Annotated in this window: 11 protein-coding genes and 2 tRNA genes; 8 read left to right on the top strand and 5 right to left on the bottom strand. The window is 65.6% G+C overall.

Annotation, left to right across the window (positions count from 1 at the left end; translation table 11 throughout):
* Nucleotides 1–17: 17 nt before the first annotated feature.
* On the top strand, nucleotides 18–2,303 hold the full coding sequence (locus tag CA237_RS09435) for a glycoside hydrolase family 3 N-terminal domain-containing protein (protein WP_126013895.1): 2,286 nt from the start codon (nucleotides 18–20) through the stop codon (nucleotides 2,301–2,303).
* A gap of 57 nt (nucleotides 2,304–2,360) precedes the next feature.
* The gene (locus tag CA237_RS09430) at nucleotides 2,361–2,600 is read left to right on the top strand and encodes a hypothetical protein (protein ID WP_066693127.1); all 240 of its coding nucleotides are present in this window, start codon (nucleotides 2,361–2,363) and stop codon (nucleotides 2,598–2,600) included.
* Here the strand turns inward: CA237_RS09430 and CA237_RS09425 are convergent.
* Entirely contained in the window at nucleotides 2,597–3,478 is an 882-nt protein-coding gene (locus CA237_RS09425) for an ROK family protein (RefSeq protein ID WP_232308036.1), read from the bottom strand. The two genes, CA237_RS09430 and CA237_RS09425, sit on opposite strands and share 4 nt — an antisense overlap.
* Nucleotides 3,479–3,644: 166 nt before the next feature.
* Between CA237_RS09425 and CA237_RS09420 the strand changes: the two genes are divergently transcribed.
* From CA237_RS09420 to CA237_RS09405, 4 genes are all read left to right on the top strand, one after another.
* Nucleotides 3,645–4,673, top strand: coding sequence for a LacI family DNA-binding transcriptional regulator (locus CA237_RS09420; protein WP_066693121.1), 1,029 nt, complete (start codon nucleotides 3,645–3,647; stop codon nucleotides 4,671–4,673).
* 78 nt (nucleotides 4,674–4,751) lie between these two features.
* Nucleotides 4,752–4,827 (top strand) — tRNA-Ile (locus tag CA237_RS09415).
* 45 nt (nucleotides 4,828–4,872) lie between these two features.
* Nucleotides 4,873–4,949: transfer RNA gene (locus tag CA237_RS09410), tRNA-Pro, on the top strand.
* Nucleotides 4,950–5,270: 321 nt separating this feature from the next.
* The gene (locus tag CA237_RS09405; protein ID WP_126013893.1) at nucleotides 5,271–7,109 is read left to right on the top strand and encodes a hypothetical protein; all 1,839 of its coding nucleotides are present in this window, start codon (nucleotides 5,271–5,273) and stop codon (nucleotides 7,107–7,109) included.
* A 3-nt stretch (nucleotides 7,110–7,112) separates the two neighbouring features.
* Here the strand turns inward: CA237_RS09405 and CA237_RS09400 are convergent, their stop codons facing one another.
* The 4 genes from CA237_RS09400 to CA237_RS09385 all read right to left on the bottom strand — a co-directional run bounded on the left by CA237_RS09400 (nucleotide 7,113) and on the right by CA237_RS09385 (nucleotide 11,479).
* Nucleotides 7,113–9,356, bottom strand: coding sequence for a relaxase/mobilization nuclease domain-containing protein (locus CA237_RS09400; RefSeq protein ID WP_126013891.1), 2,244 nt, complete (start codon nucleotides 9,354–9,356; stop codon nucleotides 7,113–7,115).
* Nucleotides 9,353–9,682, bottom strand: a complete 330-nt coding sequence (locus CA237_RS09395; RefSeq protein WP_126013889.1) for a hypothetical protein — start codon at nucleotides 9,680–9,682, stop codon at nucleotides 9,353–9,355. Before CA237_RS09395 ends, CA237_RS09400 begins: the two co-directional genes overlap by 4 nt.
* A gap of 233 nt (nucleotides 9,683–9,915) precedes the next feature.
* On the bottom strand, nucleotides 9,916–10,839 hold the full coding sequence (locus tag CA237_RS09390) for a hypothetical protein (protein ID WP_126013887.1): 924 nt from the start codon (nucleotides 10,837–10,839) through the stop codon (nucleotides 9,916–9,918).
* A gap of 82 nt (nucleotides 10,840–10,921) precedes the next feature.
* Nucleotides 10,922–11,479, bottom strand: coding sequence for a hypothetical protein (locus tag CA237_RS09385; RefSeq protein WP_126013885.1), 558 nt, complete (start codon nucleotides 11,477–11,479; stop codon nucleotides 10,922–10,924).
* A gap of 160 nt (nucleotides 11,480–11,639) precedes the next feature.
* Here CA237_RS09385 and CA237_RS09380 point away from each other — a divergent pair, with 160 nt between their 5' ends.
* On the top strand, nucleotides 11,640–11,855 hold the full coding sequence (locus CA237_RS09380; protein WP_126013883.1) for a hypothetical protein: 216 nt from the start codon (nucleotides 11,640–11,642) through the stop codon (nucleotides 11,853–11,855).
* A 58-nt stretch (nucleotides 11,856–11,913) separates the two neighbouring features.
* Nucleotides 11,914–13,154 (top strand): IS3 family transposase gene (locus tag CA237_RS09375; protein ID WP_126013881.1). Its coding sequence is split into 2 segments (ribosomal slippage): nucleotides 11,914–12,268 and nucleotides 12,268–13,154, totalling 1,242 coding nucleotides; the frame shifts between segments, so codons are not numbered across the junction.
* The last annotated feature ends 7 nt before the right edge of the window (nucleotides 13,155–13,161 follow it).

Below are 13,161 nucleotides of genomic sequence, written 5' to 3'. Positions count from 1 at the left end.
GACACAGAGGGGATCGCATGGAAGACATCCGCATTTCGCGCCGCGCATGGTTGATGGGCGCGGGTGCCGTGGCGGCGTGGAGCGCGTCACCGGCTCGGGCGCTACTGGCACAGGCGGGCGACCGCCTGCCGGCATCGGTCGAGGCGCTGATCGGCCAGATGACGGTCGAGGAAAAATGCGGCCAGCTGACGTTGATGGCCGCCGCCTGGGCGGGGGGCGCCGCGAATGCGCTCAACCCGATCAGCGCGACCGCGACGTTCGACGAGCAGCTGGCGCAGGTTCGCACCGGGCGGCTGACCGGCGTGTTCAACGGCAATGGTGCGGAAATGGCGCGCCGGATGCAGACGGTCGCGATGCGCGAGCAGCGGCTGAAGGTGCCGCTGCTGTTCGCCGCCGACATCATCCATGGTTTCCGCACCGTGTTCCCGATGCCGCTGGCGGAGGCGGGCAGCTTCGACGCCGACCTCGCCGAACGTACCGCGCGCGCGGCGGCGGTCGAGGCGTCGGCGGCGGGCATCGACTGGACCTTCGCACCGATGGTCGACATCGCCCGCGACCAGCGCTGGGGTCGCGGTATCGAAGGGGCGGGCGAGGACCTGCTGCTGGGCAAGGTCATGGCCGATGCCCGGGTGCGTGGCTTCCAGGGCCGTCGCGGGCTGACCGCCGACGACGCCGTTGCCGCCTGCGCGAAGCATTTCGCCGCCTATGGCGCGGCGGAGGCCGGACTGGACTATAACACGGTCGATATCTCCGAACGGACGTTGCGCGAAACCTATTTCCCGCCGTTCCAGAGCGCCTTCGCCGCCGGTGCGCCGACGACGATGGCGTCGTTCAACGAATTGTCCGGCGTGCCGGCGACCGCGAATCCGTGGTTGCTCGACACGATCCTGCGCAAGGAGTGGGGGTTCGGCGGGCTGGTCGTGTCCGACTATACCGGTGACGAGGAACTGATCGCCCACGGCTTCGCCGCCGATGCGCGCGAGGCGACGAAGCTCGCCTTCCTGGCGGGCGTCGACATGTCGATGCAGTCGGGTTTCTATATCAAGCACTTGCCCGACCTTGTGGCGAAGGGCGAGGTGCCGATGGCGCGGCTCGATCAGGCGGTGCGCCGCGTGCTGGCCTTGAAGGCGCAGCTCGGCCTGTTCGACGATCCGTTCCGCCGGATCGATCCGCGCCGCGAAAAGCAGCGGGTGCGGACGGCTGCGCACCTCAAGCTGTCCCGTGAGGCCGGTGCGCGGTCGATCGTGATGCTGAAGAATGACGGCGACCTGCTGCCGCTGGCCAAGTCGGGCAAGAAGATCGCGCTGATCGGCCCGTTCGTGCAGGGGCAGCGCGAACTGATCGGCACGTGGAACGTCTATGGTTCGGATGCCGAGGCGGTCGACCTGCTGACCGGCGTGCGCGCGGCGGTTACCGATCCCTCGCTGGTCACCGCCGTCGACGGATCGGGCATCACCGATGCGATCCCCGGCGGGATCGAGGCGGCGGTAATCGCCGCCTCGCAGGCCGATGTGGTGCTGCTGGCGATCGGCGAATCGCAGCGCATGTCGGGCGAGGCGCAGTCGCGGGTCGATATCGGTATTCCGCAGGCGCAGCTCGATCTGGCGCAGGCGGTGCTCGCGACCGGCAAGCCGACCGTCGTCTTGCTGCGCAACGGCCGGGCGATGGTGCTGGAAAAGCCGGTGCTGGATGCGCGTGCGATCCTCGTCACTTGGTTCCTGGGATCGCAGAGCGGCCCGGCGACCGCCGACATCCTGTTCGGCGACATGTCGCCGTCCGCTCGCCTACCGGTCAGCTTCCCCTATTCGACCGGGCAGCAGCCCTATTATTATGCGCACAAGACCACCGGTCGCCCGAACCCGCCGGGGCCGCTCGCCGAATATAAGGCGCGCTATCGCGAAGGGCCCAATGCCGCCCGCTTCCCGTTCGGGCACGGCCTGACCTATGGTCGTATCGCCTATAGCGACCTCGATCTCGGCGGCGGGCGGCTGAACACCGACGGCGCGCTGAAGGTCCGCGCGCGCATCACCAACAGCGGCACCCGCGCCGCGACCGAGGTGGTGCAGCTCTACATCCACGACGTTGCCGCCAGCATCACCCGTCCGGTGCGCGAGCTGAAGGCGTTTCAGCGGGTGGCACTAGCGCCCGGTGAATCGAAGATCGTGGAGTTCACCCTGCGCGCCGACGATCTGCGCTTCATCGGCACGCAGAATCGCCCGACCGTCGAACCGGGCAGCTTCCGCATCTGGGTCGCACCATCGGCCGAGGCGGACGGCGTCAATGGCAGCTTCGTGCTGGCGTAACGCACCCGGCATCGGTCTTCGTGCGTTAACTCCCTGAACGGCAAGGAGAAGCGCGCGATGACCGACGACGGAAAGCAACCCAATCAGGCGGTCGGTGGCGGTTCCGACGCCGCCAAACCCGATGGCGTCAATACTTCGCCCAGCGGCGGCGAATCTGCCGGCGGCGCCTATCCCAACCCGCATGACGACAGCGATGCCGGCCGCTTCGATGGCGGGCAGAGCGAAAAGGACTATCATGGCGGTCCGGGCGGCGCCCACAACGACGCAACCGGGACCGACAAGTCCGACGCGGATTAGGCGCCCGGGAGCACGCCCTGCGCCATGACCAAGGTGCCGAGCGGGCCGGCTTCATCGCCCAAGCCCGCCCGCACGATCCGCTCGGCGATCGAGTGCTCGTCGACGAAGCCCAGATAGCCGGCCAACGCCGCGACCGTGCGTTCGCGCACCATCGGCAGCACCTGCGGCTGACCCAGCCCGACGCCACCGCCGACGATGAGGCGGGCAGGGGACAGGGTGAGGAACAGCATCGCGAACGCCTCGCCCAGCGCATCGGCGACATCGCGCCACGCCGGATCGTCGGCCGTCAGCAGATGCGCCGGCTTGCCCGCCCGTGCGGCGATCGCCGGCCCACTGACCAGCCCTTCAAGACAATCGCCATGGAACGGGCAGGCACCGGCAAAATCGTCGCCCGCGCGACGTCGCACGCGGATATGCCCGGCCTCCGGGTGCATCATGCCGGTGACCGGCTGCCCGTTGGCGATGATTCCCATGCCAACCCCGGTGCCGACCGTGACATAGAGGAAATCGGACAGGCCGACGCCGGCGCCATGGCGCCCTTCGCCCAGCGCCGCGCCGGTCACGTCGGTATGGAACGCCACCCGGTCGAACCCGGCGGCAAGGGGGCCGACGATGTCCGCGCCCGCCCAATGCGGCTTGGGCGTCGGCAGCATCCGCCCTTGCTCAACCGAGATCGGCCCGAAGCTGGCGATGCCGATCGCTTCGGGACGATGGATTCGCCGCCATTCGGCGAGCTTCGCGGCCAGCGCTCCCAATGTTTCGCCGGGTGTCGTGGTCGGCACGCGGAAGCTGTCGAGGATCGTGTCGCCCCGTCCGATCACCGCGATCGACTTGGTCCCGCCCAGTTCGACACCGGCCACCATCCTGTCCGCAACCATCGATCGATCCTCTTCCGCTGGAACCCGGTCATGCCGCAGCGACCGAGGTCGCGACAAGCCGTGTCGTTACAATCGCCGTTACTTGGCCCTGCAATCGTTTGCAACCATGCTGCTCGCGGTCACATTCCGCTGGCCGAACAATCCAATATGTTCCTACAAGTACGCCATGGACGAATATTCGACAGCGCGTTCCCCCGTACGAACGATTGCCGATCTGGCGCGGCTGGCCGGGGTGTCGCCGGGTACGGTATCGCGCGCGCTGGCCGGCAAGTCGCTGGTCAATGCCGAAACCCGTGACCGCATCCAGGCGCTGGCCGCCGAACACAGCTTTCGCCCGAACCAGATGGCCAGCCGGTTGCGGACGCAGCGCACCGGCGTGATCGGCGTGGTCGTTCCGCTGGGCCATGAGCGGCGCCAGCATCTGTCCGACCCGTTCTTCATGACCATGCTCGGATTCCTCGCCGACCGGCTTACCGAGGACGGTTACGACCTGATGCTGTCGCGCGTCATCCCGGACGCGACCGACTGGCTGGAACGGATCGTCGATTCGGGGATGATGGACGGCGTGCTGCTGATCGGCCAGTCCGACCAGTTCCACACGATCGAGCGTGTCGCCCGCCGCTACCGCCCGCTGGTGGCGTGGGGCAGCAGCAACCTGCCCGGCCAGGTGCATTGCGCGGTCGGCACCGACAATATCGCCGGCGGCCGGCTGGCGGGCGAACGGCTGATCGAGCGCGGGGCCAAGCGCATCGCGTTTCTGGGCGAACTGCGCGCACCTGAAATCCGGCAACGTTGCGAAGGCGTGGCGCAGGCGATGGCGATGGCCGGCATCGCCAAGCCGCCGATCCAGCTCGACACCCATCTCGCATCCGACATCATGGAGCAGGAGATCGCCGCGCATCTCGATCGCGTCGGTGGCGAGATCGACGGCATCGCCGCCGCGTCCGACGTCATCGCGCTGACCACGCTGCGGGTGCTGGCCGACCGCGGCCTGCGCGTGCCGGGTGACCTGCCGGTTGTCGGCTATGACGACCTGCCGCTGTCGTCCAGCGCCGTGCCGCGCATCACGACCGTCCGCCAGGATATCGCCCGTGGCGCCAATGAAATGGTGTCCGCGCTGTTCCGCCGGATCGCGGGCGAGGATGCGCCCTCGGTCGTCATGTCGCCGATCCTGGTCGAACGCGACTCCGCCTGATCGCGCGGGAAGCGGGCAGGGCATGATCGCCCTTGCGCAATCCCCGCGCCCGACGCTATCGCTCCGCACGTACAGCGTGGGCCTGTAGCTCAATGGTTAGAGCTGGCCGCTCATAACGGCTAGGTTGCGGGTTCGAGTCCTGCCGGGCCCACCAACGCTTGTACCGCGCGGCATTTGCGACTAGGGCCGCGCTTCGCGTCGGGGAGTGGCGCAGTCTGGTAGCGCGCCTGCTTTGGGAGCAGGATGTCGCAGGTTCGAATCCTGTCTCCCCGACCAATTTTCGGCTTTGTCAAGCGGAATCGATCGGAAAGCCCGCCTTTTCTGAGGAGGCGGGTAATTGGTCGCGAATCGTTTCGCACAATTGTGCCGGAAATTGTGCCAGCCGCTGTGCTCGCGATTGTGCCCGCCATGCCAGCCGGAGTGCGCATGGCCACCAACATCTATTCCCGCGGCACCACCCAGTGGTGGCGTAGATCGGTCCGCTTCGTCGGCGTCGTTAACGATCCTATAACCATCCGGATGTCGCTGAAAACGCGATGCCCGCGCGAGGCCAGAGCCCGCGCCGGGTATCTCGAGATGGAGATGAAGAGGGTGGAGATGAGCGTTGCCGAAGATCTGAGGACACGGATCGCGCCGGACGACATGCGGGCCGTGTACCGGACGGCGTTCGAGGCGTCACTCGACCGCTACATCGTCCAGCAGGCGGCGACCCCGTTCCGCGCCGAGGCGCACGCCGCGATCAATCTTGCCTATGCTCGTTACTTCACGCTGATCGCTTCGACGCCCGTGCCGCCCGAGGCGGACGAGGCGTTCCGGAACCAGCTCGCCGAGAGTGACCTGTCGTCCCGTGATGCGGACGCCCTGTTCGTGACGGTGGCGCGGCATCACGGTGCCTCGCCGATCGGTCACAACCATCTGGCAAGCTACCTGCGATCCGCCGGGATCAAGCCGACCGAAGACAATCTGCGCACGATGTCGCGCGTTGCAGCGGCTGCCTATCGCAACGCCTGTCTCGCCGCGACCGAAGGGCTTGATCTGCCCAACCCCGAAGCCGATGTCTGGCCGCTGCCGGGCGCGCTACGACGGCTGCTCGACCTTCCGGCTCGCGAAGTGGTGGCATCGCCGCCAGCGGAGCCGACGACTCCGCACCAGACGACGCCGGTGCCAGCGCCGGCTCCGACGCCGGTGGCGACGGTCGCGACCATCGCCGTCCGGGCCGCGGGGAAGATCGACGTGCCGTTGTCGACGCTGGCCGCGACCTGCCTTCAGCGGAAGATCGACGATCGCGAGTGGCGCGACGAACGCCGTCGCGACATCGACGCGGTCGTGAACCTGTTCCTGGCCGCGAACGGCGACCTGATGCTGTCGGAGATCGACCAGCAGTCGTGCAGCGCGATGACCGCGCTCTTTCCGCGGCTGCCGACCCGCTACGGCCATACCCGCGAGGACATCGAGGGCGGCATGACCGCCGTCATCGAACGCGGCGATGCTCTCCGCGCGATCTGGAAGCGTGATCCGGTCGCCGCCGAGCGCGAGCTGTTGCCGACCGTCGGCATCAGCGACATCACCCACAACAAGCACGTCACCTGGCTCAGCGCGTTGTTCAAGTTCGCCGACGCCAACGGCTACGTCACGCCCGACGTCGATCTCGGCAAGCTGCGCCGTAAGGTGAAGGGCCGCAAGGGCGGCAAGCGCCTTCCCTGGGCGGAGGCTGATCTGCGAACGCTCGTTTCCGGGCCGGTCTGGACCGGTTGCAAGGGGCTGTGGAATCGGCTGGTGCCCGGCGACATCGTTTTTCACGATGGCATGTATTGGGGGCTGCCGCTGGTGATCTGCACCGGCGGGCGGTCGGAGGAGCCGGCCGGGTTGATGCTGGCCGACATCTATGAGGACGCGCCGGTCCCCTACATCCACTTCCGCGATAACGCCTATCGCCTGCTCAAGAACGGCCAGTCGGACCGCAAGGTGCCGATCAGCCCGGCCCTGATCCGCCTCGGCTTCCTCGACCACGTCCGCGCGATGCGCGAGCTGGGCCACGAGCTGCTGTTCCCCGAATTCTACAATTCCAAGGCAAGCATGAGCTTCGACCACGTCTTCTACGACAAGGTGTTCGAGCCGCTGCGCGACTTCCACTTCCCGAACGGTACGAGTCAGAAGCGCGGGCGCAAGGATGTCGACGTCCACTCGATCCGCACCCGCGTCGCCTCGTTCTGGCGCGACCGCAAGTTCGATCCGGGGCTGCGCCAGTATCTGCTCGGTCACGTGCCCGATGGCGAGACAGCCGCATCCTATGAAGAAGAGCCCGGCCTCGATCTGCTGCTGCCGCTGGTCGCTAAGCTCGGCGACCTGCTACCGGACCTGCCGGTCATGCCGCTGCGGCTGCGCCCGACGGATTGGCAGAAGTTCGGCTCGATCCGCGGAAGGCGGGCGAAGTGAGGTTCACGATCGCTGTATCGCGAACTGACGCGCTGCCTGCTGACGTTGGTGGAACTGCGCCTGCTGGGCGATACGGTCCGCTTCCGCGCAGCCTTCGGCTCCCATCTGTGTCACGATCGCGCGGGCTTCGTCATTACGCATGATGCGGCTGGCCAGCGGTCGAAGCCGGACGAAATCTTGAGCATCACTCCTGTAGACGGTCAGCCAAGCATCGACGAAGGAGTGGAGGCCGACGAACTGTCGAACCGTTGCGCCGTCTTCATCGTCAGGCGGATCATGAAGGAACGGGAAGTCGTCGTAGATCGTGACCGCATCGAGATCCGGCAAGCGCATATGCGGTTCCGCAGTGATCTGCTTGCCGGCCGGTTGGTCTGACGTCAGTGCGATAGAGCGATCTTTTTCCGCTATTGGTGGCGGCAGTTGCGCGTGGTGCTGTGCGGACTTGGCCTGGATCGGAGCCGATGCATCGGTCAGCGTCACGCCCTCCTCAACCGCCAGGCGAGCGCACAGAGCGCGAAACGCCGCGTCACCGCTGACAATGGAAACCGATCCCCACTTCTTCTGCGCGAGCAGCAATGCCGCCCGAACTGCTTCCGGTTTGTGCGCCTGATCGACCACGAGGAGGTCGCCGAAATCCCGGAGTGCGACCTTCCCGTGTTCGTCGAGATGATGAAAAGCGCGGCCAACGGCGACACGACGATAGCCGGGCACGTCGATCGATAGCGGTGCCGACCCATATCCCAAGGACATGAATATGGCCGGCATGGTGATGTTTTCCAGGGATGGCAGGGCCGGAACCGATGCACCGGCAGACCAGGCGTCCAGCGTTGGAAAGTTCTGCATCGTCGGCAACGCGCTCGCAGCCGCCTTAAACTGCTCGACGACGCCTGTGGTCAGTCGTCGATGCTCATGCCCCACTACGCCGCGCGCGACGTTCAGCATCGCGCCCGCGTCCGCCCAACCTACCGCGATCACGTCGGCTGACATGCAGTCTTGTATCGCGACGAGGTTCTGTTCGATCGCGGCCCTTTGCGATTGAAGATGACCCTTCAGGGTTTCCAGGCCGTCGGCATAGGTTTGTCGTTCGGCCCAATACCGCTCCGGCCCCTCGTCCGCCGTCAGCGACATGGGGCGACGCTCGACAACATCGACCGAGGGATTTCGAGCGACAAAAGGGCCGAAGCCGGATCGCTTTTCCATCTGTCCGAGCGCAGCGGATCGATCCGCGGTGGATGCGGCGAGGGTGCGGTCGGCCCACCGGATACGCGCGCCGGTTCCGCCGGTTTCATATTCGAAGCCCTGCTCGGCGAGGCGTTCGTGCACCTCCGACCACGATCGTGCCGTCCGCAGGATCGGCTTGACGACCGTCTTCGCGAGCCGCTCGAAAGAAGCGAGCTGAGTCCGTCTTTCGTAGGCGCGCGCTCCCTCCGACAGTTGTTCCTCGATCGGCAGCTTCTCCTTCTCGGCCGCCGATGCTTCACGGCTATCGGCGCGCTGCTCCTTGCTGGGATATCGGCCAGTGATCCCCGTGGCATCCCGGACCTGAATTCCAGTTTCTTTGTGGAAGACGCCGTGTTCATTGGCACGATAGAGCGCATTCGGCTCGGATGCCCAGCCCTGTTCATATTCGATCATGGCGACCGCCTGATGAATCATATCGACCTGCCAGTCGCCGCCCGCCGCAATGCGTTGGTGCGTCTTCGGATGCACACGGTTGGCGGCAATGTGCAGGTGATAGTTGGCCGTATTCGAATGAGCGGCGTAGATCGCCTGGTTCTCGCTCAGGCCCATCACGTCGAGAAAGATCTCGGCAACGCGGTGGACCTGCTCAGGGGTCGGCTGCTCATTGCCCTGCCAGGCGATGACGTAATGCTCGAGCGGATCGATGCCGGGCGAGCGCATCATCGTCGCGATCATCTCGCGCTGGCATCGAATGAAGTCGTCGCTCCTGAAATTCCTGAAGCCGATGACGTCGACCTTCTCGCCGGGTTCGACGCGCTGTAGTTCGGCAATCGTCGCTGCGACGTCGGCGATGTAGATCAGCGCAGCATGGCTCTTCTCACCCGCCAGTTCCAGTCTTCGCAGCTGCGTCGGATCGGCATCCCGGAGATAATCGGTCAGGGCAGCCGCGCGACCCCGAACCTGCTCGGGCGAGACGATTGTTGTCGGCAATCCCTTCCGTCTGAGTTCGCGATTGACGGCACGCCGCACACGCCGATTGTTTAGGCCGATGCTCTTTGCAATCACGGGCGTGGCTCTTCCATGCTCAGGACGCACATTCGATCCAGCAGCGCATCGAGCCGATCGAATGCATCTGCGAGACCTTCCGTGCGGCCGAGCTCGACGCTGATCCGCATCGTGGAGAACAAGGCGACAGCCTCGGCGAGCAGCATCTCCATGGGGTAGAACCTGATGGCACGCCCTTTCAACACGCGGCGGATATAGGCCGATCGGTCAAGGTGCGCCGCGCGGGCGGCGGCGTCGATCTTCTCGACTTCGTCAAGCGTCATGCGCGCGCCGACCGTCAGGGTCTGGAGCGACGACGCGATAGATTTGTTCGGGCTACGTGCCATGATCTGCTTCCTCAGGTCGCCGTGACAAGCGCAGCGCGGAATGGCGACCTGCCGGCCCGGTTAACCGGGCCCATCCTGCACTTTTCCCCTCCACCAACTTTAAGAAGGCAATCGGGTAAATTCGGGCATTTGATCGTGCGCTGCGCCGACAATCTTGACCTCGGAACGTCAGCGCCGTTCGACGTCGGTTCGAACGACGCTGGCAGGAAAACAAGCGAGCCGACGCGTGCGGATCAGGCTCTCGCCGCGCGGTACTCGCGATCGTAGTGCTGAGCCTCTCTCGCTGATGTGACGCAGTCTGCGTCGGAGTGCGCGTGCAGAACCTTGTGCATCGCGCGCTGCAACCCGTCGTATGCGGTCAGCACGGCATTGGTGAGCTGCTCGGCGGGCAACGGCGGGGTGTATTTGAGCGCGTCCTTGGCAGCAGCTCGCAGCTTGGGGATCGCGGCAGCCGCGCCGAGCCACTCCGCAAAGTGCTCGGATTCCGCGATCCGCAGCAGATGCAGCGCAATCTTGGCTGTCGCCAGTTCATAGCCCGGCGGCGGCGCGTCGATCAGGTCAGAAGGCAGGAGGCGGCGGGAACGCCACAGGTCATCGACGTTGGGTGGGAAGTTATCGACGTAATGAACGGGAAAGTTCGCCAGTGCGGCAGGCAGGTCCTCGAACTTTCCAGTGCCATCGATATTGTGTCGGGCAATGCGGATTTGTGCACGCGGCGAGAAGAAGCTGCCGATACGGTTGAGATCCGCCGTCAACCCGGTTTTGTGCGGGATCTGATTGAGAATGAGCGCGCAATTCGCCGCGCCGCCGAACGCATCCATGATGCCAAGCGTCGGCAGGATCGTCTCGGGATTCGATAGCTGGGCCGCGCCGAAGTCTATGAACACCAAGTCGAACCCGGCAAAGGTCCGCTGCGCGCGGTCGGCGAAGTCGGCATCGTCGGTGAGCTTGAGGACGGTGTGGCGGGTTGGATCGACCAGCGATGACGTCGCCGCGGTTGTGCTGTCGGCGTCGATGAACCCGACCCGCAGTCCGGCAAGTAGCGCGATGGCCGAGGACTGCATCACGCCCGCCGACTTTGCGATGCCGCCAGCCTGCGGACCGTTGCCGACAGTGCCGGGCTTGTTCGGATTGCTGCGAAATGACTTGATGACCATGATACATACCTTCTAGCGGGCTGCCCCGCTGATCTGTGTTGAATGGACGATTGTCGCCGCATCCGCGGTTGCGGATCGGCGATTAGAAGCCGGGCGCGCGCAGGCTGCGCAGTTCCTCTTCGATCGTGGATGTGCCCGACATGGCTGCTGGTTCGACCTGCTGCTGCGCCGCAGCCACATCTGGTTTCGCCGACTTTCTCGTGGCCTCATCGACGCGAGGCGCGCGGGTCTGGAGCGACAGGGCGATCACAGGCTGACGTTCCGCCTCCTCCTTCAACGCGCGCACGAGCGCCCGTCTGAAGGTCGCGCCGTCGTTCTCGGCACCGAGTTCCTTGAGCAGCGGCCACAGCTTCTTGAGCTTCACGCCCGGGAAGGCAGTGATGGCGGCAATCACGTCAGCCAGGACACTCTCGGCCAGCTGATCCTTGGTTTTCTTCTGCGGTTCGAGCGCGAGCGCCTGTGCGAGGGCCGATGTCAGTGCGCCGCCGTACTTCAGTTCGGCTTGGCCACTTCCGCGTTTGCTCGCGCTGCCTGTTGCGCTCGCACCGCCCTTCGACGACTTGACCGCACGTGCCGGCTTGCCGGCACCCTGCACCACGCGATCGTTCGCAACACTATTTGTAGAGAGAAGATCGGGCATCGGTTTCCTCCAGAATCGCCCGAGCAGTCGATCATAATCGACCGTCGTAACGACCTGGAGGTCTGACACCCCAAGCCAGGAGCGGATTTACCCCGCTACCGACATTGCACCCCACCGTGGGGCCCGCAATGAAGGTGCTGCACCTACACCTTCAACTGTTGTGCACCAGACGCCGCACATCCGGGTGAGGCCGTCCTCCGCTCTGAGCGCCGCGGCGCTTGGTTCGAGCATCGACTCTACCTCCGGCCCAATCCAGGACCCGAACGGAACGTATTTAGAACAAGCGGCGCTGATGCGCAAGAAGGCGAAGATGATGAAGGCTGACACGGCTTTGTCGACCCATATGAATGATAGCGGCGAAACCAACATCGACTGAATGAGATGGCCCCCTAAATGACCTGACAGGGTCTCGCTCTTGGATAAGAGTGAGGCATATGACTGAGCATACGACCAGGCGTTACAACGACGGCGAGGTTCTCTCCGGGGTTCAGCGCCGGAGGCGCTGGACCCCGGAGGAGAAGGTCCGGATCGTCGAGGAGACGTACCTGCCGGGCATGAGCGTGTCGCTGGTCGCCCGCGGCCACGGCATCGGCGCCGGCCAGCTCTTCACCTGGCGACGACTGATGGCCCAAGGCGCGCTGACCGCGGCCAGCGCCGGCGAGGAGGTGGTACCCGCGTCCGAGTACCGGGCGTTGCAGGCACAGGTGAGCGAGCTTCAGCGCCTGCTCGGCAAAAAGACCATGGAAGCCGAAATCCTGCGCGAGGCCGTGTCCCGGGCCGCAGGCCCAAAAAAACTGCTGTTGCGCTCGACCTCGTTGCCGGGGGACGGTCGGTGACCGCGGTCGCCGACGCCATCGGCATCAGCCGCCAGCATCTGTCCGCCATGCGCAACCGGCCACCGCCCCGGCCCCGCGGGCGACCGCCGCTGCCCGACGCTGAACTGGTCGCGGACATTCGCGCACTCGTCGCCGATCTGCCGACCTACGGCTATCGCCGCGTTCATGCCTTGCTGCGACGTCAGGCCCGCCAAACCGGGCGCGCAGCGCCCAATCCGAAACGCGTCTACCGCGTCATGAAGGTTCACGGCCTGCTACTCCAGCCCCATAGCGGTAAGGGCCAGGAGCGGCGCCATGATGGTCGTGTCTCGGTCGACCGACGCAACACCCGCTGGTGCTCCGACGCGCTGGAGATTGGTTGCGACAATGGCGAGAAGGTGCGCGTCGCCTTCGCACTCGACTGTTGCGACCGGGAAGCCATGGGACACGTCGCCACCACCGGCGGCATCACCGCCGAGGATGTCCGCGACCTGATGGTTGCCACCGTCGAGCACCGCTTCGGTCCCGTGAACCGCCTCGCCGAGCCGATCGAGTGGCTCACCGACAACGGCAGTCCCTACGTCGCTGGCGATACCAGGCGCTTCGCGCGCGACATCGGCCTCATCCCGCGCACCACCCCGGTTAGCAGCCCGCAGTCGAACGGCATGGCAGAAGCCTTCGTCCGCACGCTCAAGCGCGACTATGTCCGCGTGAACCCCACGCCCGACGCACGTACCGTGATCGAGCAGTTGCCCGCTTGGCTGACCCACTACAACGAGGTCCACCCCCACAAGGCGCTGGGCTATCGCTCGCCCCGCGAGTACATCATGCAAACCCGCGAGGCACCGTCAGGCATTTAGGGGGCAA

This window comes from Sphingomonas sp. ABOLH, assembly GCF_003951715.1.
GTDB classification, from domain to species: domain Bacteria; phylum Pseudomonadota; class Alphaproteobacteria; order Sphingomonadales; family Sphingomonadaceae; genus Sphingomonas; species Sphingomonas hankookensis_A.
The sequence above is the reverse complement of the archived record's forward strand: the minus strand, read 5'-3'. Positions and strand labels throughout refer to the sequence as shown.